This window comes from Streptomyces sp. NPDC014894, from assembly GCF_043080985.1.
In the GTDB taxonomy this organism is placed as follows: Bacteria; Actinomycetota; Actinomycetes; order Streptomycetales; family Streptomycetaceae; genus Streptomyces.
In genome coordinates this window covers 335591-353168 of record NZ_JBIBWD010000004.1, presented here as the reverse complement: position 1 = coordinate 353168, position 17578 = coordinate 335591, and the positions used below count along the sequence as shown (strand labels likewise).

The 17578-nt window shown below is 70.3% G+C and carries 6 protein-coding genes and 2 pseudogenes; 6 read left to right on the top strand and 2 right to left on the bottom strand.

The features are described 5' to 3' along the window. Nucleotides 1-397: 397 nt before the first annotated feature. Nucleotides 398-1234 (top strand): hypothetical protein, encoded by an 837-nt coding sequence (locus ACF089_RS12440; RefSeq protein ID WP_392025327.1) that lies wholly within the window; start codon nt 398-400, stop codon nt 1232-1234. Between the two features lie 242 nt (nt 1235-1476). Here the strand turns inward: ACF089_RS12440 and ACF089_RS12435 are convergent. Then, nucleotides 1477-1615 (bottom strand): annotated as a pseudogene (locus tag ACF089_RS12435) (DUF255 domain-containing protein); the annotation flags it as partial. Nucleotides 1616-1886: 271 nt separating this feature from the next. Between ACF089_RS12435 and ACF089_RS12430 the strand changes: the two are divergent. The 3 genes from ACF089_RS12430 to ACF089_RS12420 all read left to right on the top strand — a co-directional run bounded on the left by ACF089_RS12430 (nt 1887) and on the right by ACF089_RS12420 (nt 4648). Beyond that, nucleotides 1887-3713: a DUF262 domain-containing protein gene (locus ACF089_RS12430; RefSeq protein WP_392025325.1), complete on the top strand. Its 1827-nt coding sequence runs from the start codon at nt 1887-1889 to the stop codon at nt 3711-3713. A gap of 257 nt (nt 3714-3970) precedes the next feature. Next, nucleotides 3971-4243: a hypothetical protein gene (locus tag ACF089_RS12425; protein WP_392025323.1), complete on the top strand. Its 273-nt coding sequence runs from the start codon at nt 3971-3973 to the stop codon at nt 4241-4243. A 24-nt stretch (nt 4244-4267) separates the two neighbouring features. Continuing rightward, nucleotides 4268-4648 carry a type II toxin-antitoxin system VapC family toxin gene (locus ACF089_RS12420; RefSeq protein ID WP_392025321.1) on the top strand — a complete coding sequence of 127 codons (381 nt, stop codon included), beginning with the start codon at nt 4268-4270 and terminating at the stop codon, nt 4646-4648. 33 nt (nt 4649-4681) lie between these two features. On the opposite strand, the pseudogene ACF089_RS12415 reads toward ACF089_RS12420, so the two are convergent. Further along, a pseudogene (locus ACF089_RS12415) lies at nt 4682-4834 on the bottom strand (DUF255 domain-containing protein); the annotation flags it as partial. 63 nt (nt 4835-4897) lie between these two features. On the opposite strand from ACF089_RS12415, the gene cas6e reads away from it, so the two are divergent. Further along, nucleotides 4898-5443, top strand: coding sequence for a type I-E CRISPR-associated protein Cas6/Cse3/CasE (gene cas6e, locus ACF089_RS12410; RefSeq protein WP_392025319.1), 546 nt, complete (start codon nt 4898-4900; stop codon nt 5441-5443). 968 nt (nt 5444-6411) lie between these two features. Further along, nucleotides 6412-17559, top strand: coding sequence for an SDR family NAD(P)-dependent oxidoreductase (locus ACF089_RS12405; protein ID WP_392025318.1), 11148 nt, complete (start codon nt 6412-6414; stop codon nt 17557-17559). Nucleotides 17560-17578 lie beyond the last annotated feature (19 nt).

Genomic DNA, 17578 nt, shown 5'->3' with positions numbered 1-17578 from the left:
CCGGGCCGCGCCGCGCTCGGAAGCGGCAAAGAGTAATCGGCTTCCATCCTCGGCGGCGGCAGTCGAGCGGGCCATGCGGTGACGAACCTCGCCTTCGAGGCGACAGGGCCTGGGTCCATCGCCGCCCATCGCATCGGAACGGCGGTCACCGGACCGGTCACCGTCCTATCGGCCGAGTTGCTCAACTCGGCGCGTGACGTTCAGGGCAGGCACCGCTCGGGCTCACCAACCTGCCACCGATCCCCCTGTGCATGGGGCGCACGGACGCGCTGGACCGGCTGCACGGGTTGTTCGTGGCCCAGCTGGGCAGCGGGCTGCCGTCATCCAAGGCCTCGGCGGCGTCGGGAAGAGTACCCTGGCGCTCGCGTATGCTCACAGGCGCCGTTGCGGCCACACCGTGGTGTGGTGGATCGCCTCCGGTTCGCCCGCTCGCATCGAGCAGTCGCTTGCCGACCTCGCTCTGCGACTGATCCCCGCATGGGCCGACAGCGCGTCCACCGAGGCACGTGCCGCCTGGGCGATGATGTGGCTGCAGTGGCATCCAAGGTGGCTGCTGGTCTTCGGCAACGTCGAAGACCCGGCCGATCTGCGGCCCTACATCGGTACGGCGGACGGCTACGTCATTGCCACCAGCCGACGATCAACGGGCTGGCCGACCTCGGCCGTAACGCTCGCCCTGGACGTACTCGACCCGGCCGAAGCGAGCAAACTCCTCTGCCGGTACGCGTTCGGTGGGAATCCGCCAGCCCCCCGTCAGATGCAGGAGGCTCAGGCCCTCGCCGCTGACCTGGGGCAGCTCCCCCTCGCGCTGGAGCAGGCTGGTGCCTACCTTGCGCAGAACCCGGCGATCGGCATTGACCGCTACCGCCGAAGACTGATCGGCGAGTTGGACAAGGCCCCCGACGGCATCGACCCAGAACGCACCATCGCCCGCATCTGGAGCCAGACAGTCGGCACCCTCAGCAAGCGCGACCACCTGACAGTCTCCGTCCTGTACACACTGGCGTGGCTGGCGCCTGACGACATCCCGGTGGAACTGATGGCCCCTGTCGCCGACGACAGCGACGACCTCCACGAAGGCCTTGGAATCCTTGGCGTCTACTGCATGGTCTCCCTCACCCGGAACACGGTGAGCGTCCACCGTCTGGTCCAGGCCGTCATCTGGAACCAGTTGCCTCCTGACGGCACGGCGTCCGCCGACCGGCCCGGCCGGCCCGGCCGGCTGGAGGCCTAACGACTTCTGTGCTCCGCGGTCGTCCCGCTAGAAGAACCGCCCAGCTCTGGCCGGTCCCCCGCCTGGGATCAACTGCTCCCGCACCTCGTCACACTCGCGGCCACCACTCCTGACGGACACGCTGACACCTTCCCGCCGGACGGTATGCGAGCGCGGCAAGCTACCTGACGGGCCTCGGCCACGATGCCCACGCCGTTCCGTTGCTGACGGCTGCCCTCGCCATCCTGCGAAGCACTCGCCGGGTGGCACGACGAATATCCCACTGAGAGAAGGATGGGTACGTCGCGCCGCTCGGCCTCTTGCATCGCCTCTCCCCATGGCCACCAGTCCACTGGATTGGAGGCGGTGCTGGAGCAGATAGGGCGACTGGGAGTTCGTCAGTCGGTTCGTTCCGCCACCTCACCATGTCTGCACGCGCAGTCCTACCGGACACGGCAAGTCTGTGCGCCAAGCCCGTCCCAGTCGACCACTCACCAATCAGACTATATGGAATATTTTAGTACGATATACGAAACTTTAATGACCTTCTTGACCTTTGCTCGCGCCCGGCAGCCCTGGCCTGCCGGACCGCCCGAAGAGTGCCGCCGAGCTCGTAGACTTCACCTCCTCGGATCATCCGGAAGATGCGACGCAAGCGCACAGGAGAAGCACGATGTCCATCCCCCTGTCAGACCTGTCAGTTCGCAGTGAGGGTATCCAAAAGCTTTATACGGACTATCTCGCGGATCGATTCTCCGTGAATCGACGGTATCAACGCAAGCTTGTCTGGACCGTAGAAGAGAAATGCGACCTCATCGATTCAATTCTGAGCGACCTTCCGATTCCGCTGATCCTAGTCGCGGAGATCTCCGGCGAGAACGGAACGAGCTATGAGCTGATCGATGGAATGCAGCGACTCAATGCCATTTTCTCGTTCATCGAGAATGAATTCGATATCAATGGCCAATATTTCGACCTACAATCGCTCGCCGACACCAAGAGTCAGCTCGACGATGGCAAATTCATTCAGAAGAAGCCTATTCTCCCTCGCGATCAGTCTCGCAAAATCGCCAACTATCTTCTACCCATGTCCATCTTCAAGGCATCGAATCCCGGGCAGGTAGACAAGGTTTTTCGGCGAATCAACTCAGGCGGCCGCCGCCTCTCTGGACAAGACCTGCGCCAGGTCGGATCCACCGCAAAAATAGCGCAACTGGTGCGAGTCATCGCTAGCGAGATCCGAGGTGATTCCAGCAGCAGCGATATCGTCCCACTGCGCACAATGCCGCAACTCAGTATCAACAATCGCCAATTGACTTATGGTGTCGACGTCGACAAAATCTTCTGGGTTCAGCAGGCGATCCTGCGGCGCATCGACGTTCGCAGCTCACTCGATGAACAGCTGATCCTGGATATTTTGGTGGACTGTCTCATCGATCCCCTTGTTTCTTCAGGCACTTATACGCGTGACTCCGTGTACGGGTCGGTCGACGGTAATGACATCGCACCGGCCGCTCTGGAGAAGCGCCTAACCGAACGCATCCAAATCTACGGCGAATCAAACGTTCGGGACGACTTCTCCCTTGTATACGAGGAGCTTCGCGCCGTACTAGAAATTGCTGGCAATAATTTCGTGAAGCATGTCGTAGACAGAAGCCCGGGAGGACGCTATCCGCGCTACTTCCAAGCAGTTTTCTTGGCCTTCTGGGAACTGATCATCCGGGATAAAATGCGCGTCGCCATGCGCCCAGAGGCCGCCGCCAAGCTTCGTGAAATCGGAACCAATCGAGGACCGCTGAGCATTCCAGGCGGCGGAGGCGACTGGACAGCAGAGAACAAGCGAAAGAATATTAATGTGGTAAAGGGAGCAATCCGTGACGCTTTCGAACCCGCCTCGGATTCTCGTAGGGATGCCGCCCAATTTGGCCTCGCATCACACCTGGAAAGAATCCTTCAAAACTCGGTAGCCGAACAGTCACTCTTCGAGCTAAAGCAGGGCTTGCTGGCACTGGATACAAAGAGGGAATTCGACGAGGGCTCCTGGGAGAAGATCCTCTGCAGCATCACGGCCATTGCTAATATAGGGCCGGAAAACACTGGCTATCTCGTCATTGGCGTGGCCGACGAGGAGAAGGATGTCCGCCGAATTCACGAACTGGATGGAGTGGATTCGGTTAAGTCGCGCAGCAGTCGTTTCGACATCGTCGGAATTGAACGCGAGGCCGCAGCGCGAGGCATGAGCATCAAGAGCTATTTTGACTGGATATCAGACAAGCTGGCAGGGTCGGACTTGGCACCTGATCTACGGCGTCGGGTCGCTTCCGGTATCAGCCTTGTCGACTACCACGGTCGATCAGTCATCCTCATCCAAATCACCCCGTCCCACGAGCCCTGCTTCTACAAGAACGTCATGTACGAGCGGAGCGGCTCCGGAGTGCTGGTAGTCGAGCAGAGTGACTACATGCGGCTCTTCCGACGGTTCGCCGGGCCCCGCGCCTGAAGGCCTCAACCTCGCAAAGGTGATCACGCTCCGCTGTCCGGAGGACTTCGTCGCCTCACCCTCTTCGATCGGATTGTCCTGCGAGCCGGCAGTACCAACGCCCCGCAGCACGGTCGAATCAATGCGCGAAAACGGCGGCTGAGGTGCGTGTCCGACCTGGGTCGGACACGCACCTCAGCCGAAACGCCTCCGCGCCCCGGGAAAGCGCGAAGGACCGAAAGCTCGCCGTGTAATAGATACTGTCTTACATTTGAGCCATGAAGCAGGCCAGAGCTGGGGCCACCGAGAACATCTCCGTGTCCATGCCCACCGAACTGGTCAGCGAGCTCCGCTCTCGAACCGGCCGCCGAGGGCTGTCCAGCTACATCACCGAAGCCGTCAGGCACCAGCTCGGCATGGACGGGCTCGCCGAGATCGTGGCGTCCCACGAGGAAGAGCACGGCGCGCTCACGGAGCAGGAGATCGAAGCCGCTCGTCGCGAGCTGTTCGCAGACGTGAACGCCGAGGATGTCGAGCGGGGCGCCGCGTGAAGGAGCAGCCGGGCGCGGTCGCTGGTGCTCGACTCCGAGGCTCTCTCCCTGCTCCTACGCAACGACCGAGGCATGGCGGCTCGCATCGAGGCATCCCGGCAGGTCGGGGTACCCGTCCTCGTGTCCGCACTGATCATCGTCGAAGCAGTACACGGGAAGGCCGATCTGGCGCGCCTGAAGTGGGTGCTCTCCAGGCTGCGGGTGGAACCAGTCAGCCAAGAGGACTCCCTGACCGCGGTAGAACTTCTTCAGGACGCAGGCGGTCTACATGGGCACAAGTACACAATTGATGCCCTCGTCGCCGCGCTCGCGCTCCGCGTCCCAGCCCCCGTGATCGTCCTGACCTCCGACCGTGACGACTGGTCGAAACTCTGCGGGAAGCGCGTGATCATCAGAGACGTGTAAGCGCCACCGACTACTGGGGCTGCGAGTTCACTGGCACCAGTGGCACGCCGCGTAGCCGACCGACAGCAGCACCGGTACGTCCCGCCGTCGCGCTTCCTCGAAAGCCTCCGGCGTCCAGGGCCACCAGTCGACCGGATTGTCAGCGTGCTGAAGCAGGTAGGGCGAAGTCGCGCTGGCCAGCCTCACACAGCGCTCGATCCGTCCAGAGGCACCCGCGCGGGCCCCGTACGGTCTCCGTCGGATCGACAGATGGCCGTCCTGTCGACCTGGACCGTCGACCTCCGTCAGGCGCGGCTCAACCTGGTGGTTCAGTCGTCGCTCCCCGCCGACTGGAGCGGCGTTCCCCGTGCGGCCCTGGCCGAGAAGCCGGAGCCTCTCACCGTCGACCGCACCTTCCGCCCCGGCGAACAGGTCGCCTTCCGCGCGGTCGTCAATCCCGTCCGCAGCGTTCCGCCTCCGCCGGGCTCGCCGCCGAAGACCCGGGGCACGCGCGTCCCCCACACCCGCCCCGAGCATGTGAAGGGGTGGTTCGCGCGCCGCCTCCAACCAGCCGGCGAACCCGCGATCGCTCCTGACGGCGTCACCCGCATCGGAGCGGACGCCGACACCGGGCGGATCGCCGTACGCATGCTTCCGAGCGTCTCCAGCCCAGCACCGCACAAGGGCCTGCGCATCGCCCGCGCGGAGATCAAAGGCACGCTCACGGTCACCGACCCCAAGGTTTTCGTCGCGGCCCTCACTCAGGGCATCGGCCACGCGCGTGCGTACGGCTGCGGGCTGATCCTCGTCCGCTGAACCCCCGAACCCCCCGACCCATTGAGCCCATTGAGCCCCTGGACCGCTGACCGGGGGCTGATCTTGTGGGCGCGGCGGTCGGCCGTCGCGCCCACCGGTCGGCGCGCCTCGCGGACGGCGGCAGTCCTCACCCCGCCCGGACTGGCATCACGTTCATGAAGTCCATTGACCGTGCCATGTTCGCGCCGGCGAGAGCAGCGCTTTTTGTCAAGGCTTCGGGGCGGGAATAGCTCGCCGAGTTCATCCACCGACATGAGTGAATTGGTGGACGCATAAGCGCGGAACGCATGGCCCACACTCAAAAGGATGGGCACGTCCCGCTGCTCAACTTCCTTCATCTCCCCTCTCCCCGCGCCGCCAAACCATCGGATTGGCGGCGTGCCGGAGAAGGTGAGGCGACTGGGAGTCGGCCAGTCGGTTCATGACGGCATCGTTCCACGATCGGGAGCGTCCGGGCCCGGACGCCGGGGCCAGGGCGTCGTGCACGGGGCGCGATCGGGGTGTCGTCGGCCTCCGCCGGGTCGGTGCGGAGGGCCCGGGCGGTCGGGAGTCGTGGGGCGGGGACGCGGGGGCGGTGCTCGTCCGGAGGGGGTGGTCCGGGGGGCGGTGGGTGGCATCGCGCGGTGATAGGCGGGGTGGTGGGGTGGTCGGGGGGAGGTGGGGCGATGGCGGTGAAGGGGGGTGGTTGAGCCATCGGAAGCGGGGATCCGGAAGGGGTGATATTCCGCGTTCCCCGGGTAGTGAGCGGCTCGGCGCACAGGTTCCGCTTGCCTGTTCGGCGGTCGCTGTGGAGATCGACTAGTAATTGGTTGCATGGCACCGACCACTGGGGTACGTTCGCAGCGCCGTAATTGATCAACGAATCCGGGATATCACCGCCAACCGTCCCGGATTTAATTCTGTCGAGTCGGCATCGGGCCCGGTCGGCTTATTCAATTGAGTTCCAGACGTCGGGGGAAGGTGCTCATATGTCCGGTGTCCCTGCATTGTCGTGGGGTCAAGACGCCGAAAGCCCGGTCGCGGTGATCGGGATGGCCTGTCGTCTGCCCCGGGCGGAGAACCCCGGGGAGCTGTGGCGGTTACTCGACGCGGGTGATCACGCGGTGATGCCCGTGCCGGCGGACCGCTGGACGCGGACCACCGACACCACCGCCGGCACCGACACCACCGCCAGCACCGGCTCAGCCGACTCCGCCGATGCCCGGGACGCGGGCGGCGCCGCCCTGCGGCAAGGGGCCTTCCTCGACTCGGTGGACCTCTTCGACGCCGACTTCTTCGGCATCTCCCCGCGTGAAGCGGCGGCCATGGACCCCCAGCAGCGGCTGATGCTCGAACTCGGCTGGGAGGTGCTGGAGGACGCCGGGCTGGTCCCCACGAGCCTCGGCCTCGCCGGGCGGCGTACGGGAGTGTTCGTCGGCGCCGTGGGCGACGACTACGCGGCCCTGCTGGCGCGGCACGGCACGGCGGCGGTGACACAGCACTCGCTCACCGGCCTCAACCGGGGCATGATCGCCAACCGGCTGTCCTATGTGATCGGCGCCCGGGGCCCCAGTCTGGTCGTCGACTCCGGCCAGTCCTCCTCCCTCGTCGCGGTGCACGCCGCCTGCCAGAGCCTGCGCGCCGGGGAGTGCGACACCGCCGTCGCCGGCGGACTGCACCTCAATCTCTCCTTCGACGGCGCGCTGCGCGCCGCGCGTTTCGGCGCGCTCTCCCCCGACGGCCGGTGCTTCACCTTCGACTCCCGCGCCAACGGCTTCGTCCACGGCGAGGGCGGCGGCCTGGTCCTGCTCAAACCGCTCCACCGGGCGCTCGCCGACGGCGACCGGATCCATGGAGTGCTGCGCGGCGGGGCCGTCAACAACGACGGCGGCGGAGACACCCTCACCACCCCGAGCCGGGCCGCCCAGGCGGACGTACTGCGCCGGGCCTGCGCGGCCGCCGGAGTCAGCCCGGCCGATCTCCAGTACGTGGAACTGCACGGCACCGGCACGGCCGTCGGCGACCCCGTGGAGGCGGCGGCGCTGGCGGAGGTCGTCGGCTCCGCGCACCCCCGGGAGACCCCGCTGCGCGTCGGCTCCGTCAAGACGAACGTCGGACACCTCCAGGGCGCGGCGGGCATCACCGGGCTCATCAAGGTGCTGCTCTCGATCAAGGCCCGGCGGCTGCCGCCCACCCTCAACTTCCGTACGGCCAACCCGGCCATCCCCCTGGACGACTGGCATCTGCGGATGCAGACCGAGCCGTCGCCCTGGCCGCGCCCCGACCTGCCGCTGACCGCCGGGGTGTCGTCCTTCGGCGTGGGCGGCACCAACGCGCATGTGATCGTGACCGAGGCCCCGGCGCGACCCGCCGAGACCCCGGCGCGACCCGCCGAGACCCCGGTGCCGCCCGCCCAGACCCCGGCGCGACCCACCCAGACCCCGGCGCCGCCCGCCCAGACCCTGCCGGAGCCCGACGCCCTGCCACAGCCCCAGCCCCAGCCCGCCGACGCCCCGCCCACCCCCGCTCCCGACGCCCCGGCCGCCCCGAACCCCGGCCCCCCTGCCGCCCGCTCCCCCTACCCGCTTCCGTGGGTCGTGTCCGGCCGGACGGAGGAGGCGCTGCGGGCCCAAGCCGCCCGGCTGCGGGACTTCGTGGCCGCCGGAGACGCCTCCGCCGAGGACATCGGCTGGTCGCTCGCAGGCCACCGTGCCGCCCTGGAGCACCGTGCCGCGGTGGTGGCCGAGGACCGCGAGGCGCTGCTGACCGGCCTCGACGCGATCGCCGCCGGTGAGCCCGCCGCGGACGTGGTCGGCGGCACGGCCGCGGAGACCGTGGGCGCGGGCGTGGTGTTCGTCTTCCCCGGTCAGGGCTCGCAGTGGATCGGCATGGCCGCCGAACTCATCGAGACCTCACCGGTGTTCGCCCAGTCCGTCCAGGACTGCGCCGACGCGCTGGCGCCGCACGTCGACTGGGACCTCCTCGACGTACTCCGCGACACCACGGACGGCGGCGCCCTGGAACGGGTCGACGTTCTACAGCCCGCGCTGTGGGCCGTGATGGTCTCGCTGGCACGGCTGTGGCGCGCCCACGGCGTGGTCCCCTCCGCCGTCGTCGGCCACTCGCAGGGCGAGATCGCCGCCGCCTGCGTCGCGGGCGCGCTCACCCTCCAGGACGGCGCACTCCTCGTGGCCCTGCGCAGCCGCGTCACCGGACAGCTGACCGACCGGGGCGGCATGGCGTCGATCGACGCCTCGGCCCGGCGGGCCGCCGAACTGATCGCGGGCCGCGACGACGTCTGGATCGCCGCCGTCAACGGCCCGGCCGCCACGGTCGTCGCGGGCGATCTGGAGGCGCTGGCCGAGGTCGTCGCCCGGGCGGAGCGCGCCGGGCACCGCACCAGGACCGTCGCGAACGCCTACGCCTCGCACACCCCGCACGTCGAACACGTCCGGGACGAGCTGCTGCGCGGGCTGGCCCCGCTCGATCCGCGCGCCTCCGAGGTGCCGGTGTACTCGACGGTCACGGCGGGCCCGGTCGAGGGCGCTTCCCTCGACGCCGGCTACTGGTACGGAAATCTCCGCCGCCAGGTGCGCTTCCACGACACCGTCCGCGCCCTGGTCGAGGCGGGCAACGCCCTCTTCCTGGAGATCAGCGCGCACCCCGTGCTGACCAACGCGGTCCAGGAGACCGGCCGGGCCGCCGGAGCCGCCGTCGCCGCCACGGGAACCCTGCGCCGGGACAGGGGCGGCGCGCGTCAGCTCCTCACCTCGCTCGCCCAGCTGTGGGCCGACGGCGCGGACGTCGACTGGTCCGCCGTCTTCGCGGGCTCCGGCGCCCGCCGGACCGATCTGCCCTCCTACGCCTTCCAGCGCAGCCGCCACTGGTTCGACGCCGCCGCACCCCTGGCCGCCGCCGCACCCCTCGTCGCCATGGCGACGACACCACCGGAAGCCGCAGCGCCGACGCGGCCCGCGCCGGACGTCGACGTGGCACGGCAGATACGGGCCCACGCCGCCGCCGTGCTCGGACACTCCGGCGCGGACGCGCTCGACGTACGGCGGACGTTCAAGGACCTCGGCTTCGACTCGATCATGCTCGGCCAGCTGCGCAGCCGCCTCAACGCCGCACTGGACGCCGATCTCACCACCGCCGCCCTCTTCGACCACCCCACACCGGCCCGGCTCGCCGACCACGTCGCGACCACCCGCGCCACGGCCGCGAACCCGGAAGCGGGCACGGGTACGGGCACGGACGCGGGTACGAGTACGAGCGCGGGTACGAGTACGAGTACGAGCGCGGGTACGGGCACGAGCGCGGGGCCCGGCGGACCGCCCGCCGCCGACGAGCCCATAGCCGTCGTCGCGATGAGCTGCCGGCTGCCCGGCGGCGTCCGCTCCCCGGAAGACCTGTGGCGGCTGGTGGCCGGCGAACAGGACGCGATCTCCCCCTTCCCCGAGGACCGGGGCTGGGACCTGCGGCGGCTGTACGAGGCCGAAGGGCCCGGCGGCAGCTTCGCCCGGGCCGGCGGATTCCTCGACGACGCGGCCGGATTCGACGCCCGGTTCTTCGGGATCTCGCCGCGCGAGGCCCTGGCGATGGACCCGCAGCAGCGGCTGCTCCTCGAAACCTCCTGGGAGCTGCTGGAACGGGCCGGCATCGACCCGGCCTCCCTGCGGGACAGCCCGACCGGCGTCTTCGTCGGCACCATGGACCAGGAGTACGGCCCCCGGCTGCACGAAGCGCCCGAAGCGCTCGACGGACATCTCCTCACCGGCAAGACCGCGAGCGTCGCCTCCGGCCGTATCGCCTATCTGCTCGGACTGACCGGACCGGCCCTGACCGTGGACACGGCCTGCTCGTCGTCCCTGGTGGCACTGCATCTGGCGGTGCAGTCGCTGCGCCGCGGGGAGTCCTCGCTCGCCCTGGCCGGCGGGGTGACCGTCCTCAGCACCCCCGGGATCTTCACCGAGTTCAGCAAGCAGCGGGGGCTCTCCCGCGACGGCCGCTGCAAGGCCTTCTCCGCCGCCGCCGACGGCACCGGGATGGCCGAGGGCGTGGGCATGCTGATGCTGGAGCGGCTCTCCGACGCCGAGCGCAACGGCCATCGCGTACTGGCGGTGATCCGGGGCTCGGCGGTCAACCAGGACGGCGCGTCCAACGGACTGACCGCGCCCAGCGGGCTCGCCCAGCAGCGGGTGATCCGGGCAGCGCTGGCCGACGCCGGAGTCGCCGCGTCCGAGGTGGACGTGGTGGAGGCGCACGGTACGGGAACGGCCCTCGGCGACCCGATCGAGGCGCGGGCGCTGCTCGCGACGTACGGGCAGGGCCGCCCCGCCGACCGGCCCGTACTGCTCGGCTCGGTGAAGTCGAACATCGGCCACACCCAGGCCGCCGCGGGCGTCGCCGGGGTGATCAAGATGGTGATGGCGCTGCGCCATGGGTCGGTGCCGCGCACCCTGCACGTCGACGAGCCGAGCCCGGAGGTGGACTGGACCTCGGGCGCGGTGGAGCTGGTGACGGAGAACGCGGCCTGGCCGGAGGCCGAACGGGCCCGGCGGGCGGCCGTGTCGTCCTTCGGGATCAGCGGCACCAACGCCCATGTGATCGTGGAGGCGGCTCCGGAGGCCGCTCCCCCTGTTCCCGCCCGCCCGTTGGTCCTGCGCGCCGGGGACGGAGTGCTGCCGTGGGCGGTCTCCGGACGGTCGGCGGCGGGCCTGCGCGGTCAGGCGGCCCGGCTGCGGGAGTTCGTGGCCGCCGGAGAGGACGCGGCTACGGGGATCGCCTGGTCGCTGGCGAGGAGCCGGGGCGCGTTGGAGCACCGCGCGGTGGTGGTGGCCGGGGACCGGGAGGAGTTCCTCGCGGGGCTGGACGCGATCGCCGCAGGTGAGCCCGCCGCGAACGTGGTCAGCGGCACGGCGGCGGACGACGGCGACGACGTGGTGTTCGTGTTCCCGGGGCAGGGCTCGCAGTGGGTCGGCATGGCCGCCGAACTCATTGAGACCTCGCCCGTGTTCGCCCAGTCCGTCCAGGACTGCGCCGACGCGCTGGCGCCGCACGTCGACTGGGACCTCCTCGACATACTCCACGACACCACAGACGGCAGTGCTCTGGAACGGGTCGACGTCGTCCAGCCGGTGCTCTGGGCCGTGATGGTCTCCCTCGCCGAACTGTGGCAAGCGACCGGAATGACACCGACAGCCGTCGTCGGACACTCGCAGGGCGAGATCGCCGCAGCCTGCGTCGCAGGCGCACTCACCCTCCAGGACGGCGCACGCCTCGTGGCCCTGCGCAGCCAGGTCATCGCCGAAGAACTGGCAGGCCACGGCGGAATGCTCTCGATAGCAGCATCCGCCGAACGAACCCGCGACCTCCTCGCGGACCGGGACGGCGTATGGATCGCCACCGTCAACGGACCCGAATCCGTCGTCGTCGCAGGCGACCGCCCCACCCTCGACCAGGTGACGGCCGAAGCGGAAACAGCCGGCATCCGCGCACGACGCGTCAACGTCGACTACGCCTCCCACACACCCCACGTCGAACAAGTCCGCGACCGGCTCCACCACATCGCCACCGCCATCACCCCACGCACCGCCCGCATCCCCATGTACTCGACCGTCACCACCGGCCCCGTCCAGGGCACAGAACTCGACGCCGACTACTGGTACCGCAACCTCCGCGAACAAGTCCGCTTCCACGACACCGTCGACACGCTGATCGACGCCGGGAAGACCGTGTTCCTGGAGGTCAGCGCCCACCCGGTGCTCACCGGCGCGATCGAGGAAGCCGGATACGCGGCTGACGCGGCCCTCACCGTCACCGGCACCCTGCGCCGCGACCACGGCGGAAGCCGACAACTCCACACCGCCCTCGCGACTCTCTGGACCCACGGCACCACCCCCGACTGGACCACCCTCCTCCCTGCCGCCACCCCCGTCGACCTCCCCACCTACGCCTTCCAGCACGACCGTTACTGGCTGACGTCCGGCGGTCCTGCGGCCGAGGTACGGGTGGAGCTGCCGGCGGCGGCCGAGCCGGAGGCGCTGGAGGGCTTCCCCCGGCGGGTCGCCGAAGCGGCCACCGACGCGCAGCGGAAGCGCGTCGTGCTGGACGAGGTGCGCCGGCACGCGGCGGCGGTGCTGGGCTGGTCGGCCACGGAGGAGCTGGATGTCCGGCGGGCCTTCCGCGACGCCGGGTTCAGCTCGGTCACCGGCGTGGAACTGCGCAACCGCCTCGTCGCCGCGACGGGCCTGCCGCTCTCGCCGACCGTCGTGTTCGACCATCCGACACCGCTGGCGCTCGCCGGGTATCTGCGGGACCGGATCCTCGGCGTGGACGACGCCGCCCCGCAGGATTCCCGCGCCGACCGCGCCTCCGCCACGGCGGACGAACCCATCGCGATCGTGGCGACCGGCTGCCGTTTCCCCGGCGGTCTGGACTCGCCGGAGGAGCTGTGGGCACAGCTGCTCACCGATCAGGACGTGATCTCCGGCTTCCCGTCGGACCGGGGCTGGGACCTCGCCGAGCTGTACCACCCCGACCAGACCCGGCCGGGCAGCTGCTACGTACACCAGGGCGGATTCCTCTACGACGCCGACCGGTTCGACGCCGGGTTCTTCGGGATCTCGCCGCGCGAGGCCCTGGCGATGGACCCGCAGCAGCGGCTGCTGCTCGAAACGTCCTGGGAGACGCTGGAACGCGCGGGCATCGACCCGGCCTCGCTGCACGGCAGCAGGACCGGCGTCTTCGTCGGCGTCGTCCCCCAGGGCTACGGCAGCGGCGCGACCGACACCAAGGGCTCCGAGGGCTATCTCTTCACCGGCTCGGCGGGCAGTGTGGCCTCCGGCCGTATCGCCTACACGCTCGGCCTGACCGGACCGGCCATCACCGTGGACACCGCGTGCTCGTCCTCGCTGGTCGCGCTGCATCTGGCCGTACGGGCGCTGCGCGCCGACGAGTGCGGTATGGCGCTCGTGGGCGGTGTCAGCGTGATGTCCACCCCCGGGATCTTCACCGAGTTCAGCCATCAGCGCGGGCTCGCCCCCGACGGCCGGTGCAAGCCCTTCGCGGCGGCGGCGGACGGCACGGCCTGGGCCGAGGGCGTCGGCGTACTGCTGGTGGAGCGGCTCTCCGACGCCGAGCGCAACGGCCATCGCGTACTGGCGGTGATCCGGGGCTCGGCGGTCAACCAGGACGGCGCGTCCAACGGACTCACCGCGCCCAACGGCCCGTCACAGGAACGCGTGATCCGCGCCGCGCTGGCCGACGCCGGAGTGGCCGCGTCCGAGGTGGACGTGGTGGAGGCGCACGGTACGGGAACGGCGCTCGGCGACCCGATCGAGGCGCAGGCGCTGCTCGCGACCTACGGGCAGGGCCGCCCCGCCGACCGGCCGATGCTGCTGGGGTCGGTGAAGGCGCACATCGGTCATACGCAGGCGGCGGCCGGCATGGCCGGGGTGATCAAGATGGTGATGGGCCTCCGCCACGGTGTGGTGCCGCGCACCCTGCACGTCGACGAGCCGAGTCCGAAGGTGGACTGGGCCTCGGGCGCGGTGGAGCTGGTGACGGAGAACGCGGCCTGGCCGGAGGCCGACCGGGCGCGGCGGGCGGCCGTGTCGTCCTTCGGCGTGAGCGGCACCAACGCCCACGTCATCGTCGAGGCCGCACCGAACGCCGACGCCCCCGTCGACGTACGAGAGGACGCCGCCGGACCCGTGCTGCGGACCGGCGTACTGCCCTGGGTGCTGTCCGGGCACTCCCCCGAGGCCCTGCGCGGACAGGCGACACGCCTGCGCGCCTTCGCCACCGGCGACGCCTCACTCAACGACATCGGCTGGTCCCTCGCCCGACAGCGAACCGCGTTGGAACACCGCGCGGTGGTGGTGGCCGAGGACCGCGAGACGTTCTTGACGGCGCTGGAAGCGATCGCCTCCGGGACGCCGGATGCGGCTGTGACCAGTGGTGTGGCCGTGGGTCCACCTGATTCCGGTGCGGTGTTCGTGTTCCCGGGGCAGGGCTCGCAGTGGGTCGGCATGGCCGCCGAACTCCTGGACGCCTCGCCCGTGTTCGCGCAGTCCGTCCGGGCCTGCGCCGACGCGCTGGCGCCGCACGTCGACTGGGACCTCCTCGACATACTCCGCGACACCACAGACGGCAGTGCTCTGGAACGGGTCGACGTCGTACAACCCGTCCTGTGGGCCGTGATGGTCTCCCTCGCCGAACTGTGGCAAGCGACCGGAGTGACACCCACAGCCGTCGTCGGACACTCACAAGGAGAGATCGCCGCAGCCTGCGTCGCAGGCGCACTCACCCTCCAGGACGGCGCACGCCTGGTGGCCCTGCGCAGCCAGGTCATCGCCGAAGAACTGGCGGGCCACGGCGGAATGCTGTCCCTCGCCGCCTCGGCCCAGCAGATCGGTGAACTCCTCGCGGACCGCGACGGCGTATGGATCGCCACCGTCAACGGACCCGAATCCGTCGTCGTCGCAGGCGACCGCCCCACCCTCGACCAGGTGACGGCCGAAGCGGAAACAGCCGGCATCCGCGCACGACGCGTCAACGTCGACTACGCCTCCCACACCCCCCACGTAGAACGGGTCCGCGACCGGCTCCACCACATCGCCACCGCCATCACCCCACGCACCGCCCGCATCCCCATGTACTCGACCGTCACCACCGGCCCCGTCCAGGGCACGGAACTCGAAGCCGACTACTGGTACCGCAACCTCCGCGAACAGGTTCGCTTCCACGACACCGTCACAACGCTCCTGAAGGACGGCAACACCACCTTCCTCGAAATCAGCGCCCACCCCGTCCTCACCGGCTCCATCGAAGAGACCGGACACGCGACCGACACCCCCCTCACCGTCACCGGCACCCTCCGCCGCGACCACGGCGGCCCACGCCGGCTCCACACCGCCCTCGCCACCCTCTGGACCCACGGCACCACCCCCGACTGGACCACCCTCCTCACCAACCCCACCACCCCCACAGACCTCCCCACCTACGCCTTCCAGCACGAGCACTACTGGCTCGCGGCCGAGACCCCGGCCCCGGACCGTTCCGCGTCGGACTCCTGGCGGTACAGGGAGGACTGGGCGCCGCTGCCCGGCCGTGCGCCCGAGCTGTCCGGCGCCTGGCTCGTGGCGGTCGGCGCGGATCAGGCGGGCGGGGCGGTGCACGAGGCGATCGTCGACGGACTGCGCGAACACGGCGCCGTGGTGGAGACGTTCGTGGTGCCCGAAGGTCCTGACGACCTCGGCGCTCCCGACCACCTCGGCGCTCCCGACGACCTTGTTTCCGGCGACCTTGCTTCCGGCGCGTGGGCCCGTCCGCTCGCGGCCCGCGCGGCGACGGCCGGGGTGGTCTCGCTGCTCGCCCTGGACGAGAGGCCCGCTGCGGGCGCGGCGGCCGTCCCGGCCGGGTATCAGCGCACCGTGCGGCTGATCCAGGAGCTGGCCGCCGTACAGCCCGACGCGCCCCTGTGGTGCGTCACCCGGGGTGCCGTGTCCGTCGGCGACGACGATCCGCTGACCGCCCCGGCGCAGGCGCTGGTGTGGGGTCTGGGGCGCACCGCGGCGCAGGAGCTTCCGGCGCGGTGGGGCGGTCTGATCGATCTGCCGACCGAGGCGGAGTCGGAGAGGGGGCCGGATCGGCGGACGGCGAGTCTGCTGTGCGCGGTGCTGGCGGACGGCGGCGGCGAGGATCAGGTCGCGCTGCGCGACGGGGCGGCGCTCGGACGCCGGATCGTCCGGGCTCCCCTCGGAGCCGTCGCCGCCGGGGAGGGCCCGCTGCCGGGGAACGGCACGGTCCTGATCACGGGCGGCACCGGAGCGCTCGGGAGCCGGGTCGCCCGGCGGCTCGCGGCCCGGGGCGCCGGGCATCTGCTGCTGGTCAGCCGCCGGGGCGGCGACGCGCCGGGCGCGGCCGAGCTGGAGGCCGAGCTGACCGGGGCGGGGGCCGGGGTGACGGTGGCGGCGTGCGACATCACGGACGACGACGCCCTGCGGGAGCTTCTGGCGTCGATTCCGGCGGACCGCCCTTTGACATCGGTGTTCCACACCGCCGCCGTGCTGGACGACGCGGCCGTCGAGTCCCTGAAGCCCGGGCAGGTGGCCGACGTACTGCGGGTGAAGGCCGGCGCCGCCTGGCGTCTGCACGAACTCACCGCCGGCCTGAAGCTCTCCGCGTTCGTCCTCTTCTCCTCGGTGGCCGGGACCGTCGGCATGGCGGGCCAGGGCAACTACGCGCCGGGCAACGCCTATCTCGACGCGCTGGCCCGGTACCGGAGGTCCCAGGGGCTGCCGGCGACCTCCGTGGCCTGGGGTCCGTGGGCGGAGGGCGGTATGGCCGACGCCGCCGCGGTGGCGGAGCTGCGGCTGCGGCACGGGCTGCCGCTGCTGTCCCCGCAGGCGGCGGTACGCGCGCTGGAGGCGGCCCTCGACCACGGCGACACGGCGGTGGTGGTGGCCGACATCGACTGGGAGCGGTTCGCCCACGCCTGCACCGCCGTCAGGCCGAGCCGTCTGTTCGACGGGATCCCCGAGGCCCTGCGGGCGCTCGGCCGCGTCGACGGCCGGGCCCCCGGCGCTTTGGACACCGCCCCGCTGGACGGCCCGGCCGGCATGGAGCCCCGGGAGCGGAGGCGGCGGCTCCTCGACGCCGTACGCACCCAGGTGGCCGCCGTGCTCGGACACGCCTCGGCCGAGGCCGTCAGCGCCAAGCGGCCGTTCCTGGAACTCGGCCTGGACTCGGTCACCGCCGTGGAGCTGCGCAACCGGCTCAACGGTCTGACGGGACTGCGGCTGCCGGCGGCCGTGATCTTCGACCACCCGACGGTGGCCGAACTCGTCGGCCATCTGGACGGACAGCTGTCCGGCGGCGGCGAAGGCCCCGGTGGGCCGCCCGCCGGGACCGCCGAGCTGGACCGGCTGGACAGCCTGCTGGCGACGATGACGCCCGACGATCCCGAGCGGAAGGTGATCGCCGACCGGCTGCGCCGACTGCTCGGGTCGGCCGTCGGCGCGGAGGCCGAACCGGCGGGGCCCGTGGCCGCCGAGGCGCTGACCGACGAGCTGAAGGCCGCCACCAACGACGAGATCTTCGACTTCATCGAGAAGGAATTCGGTATCTCCTGACCCGCCGGGGCCCGATCCG

Coding starts and splice junctions, on each gene's coding strand:
- cas6e (WP_392025319.1), top strand. CDS start 4,898: ATGGCCGTCCTGTCGACCTGGACCGTCGACCTCCGTCAGGCGCGGCTC.
- ACF089_RS12405 (WP_392025318.1), top strand. CDS start 6,412: ATGTCCGGTGTCCCTGCATTGTCGTGGGGTCAAGACGCCGAAAGCCCG.
- ACF089_RS12425 (WP_392025323.1), top strand. CDS start 3,971: ATGAAGCAGGCCAGAGCTGGGGCCACCGAGAACATCTCCGTGTCCATG.
- ACF089_RS12430 (WP_392025325.1), top strand. CDS start 1,887: ATGTCCATCCCCCTGTCAGACCTGTCAGTTCGCAGTGAGGGTATCCAA.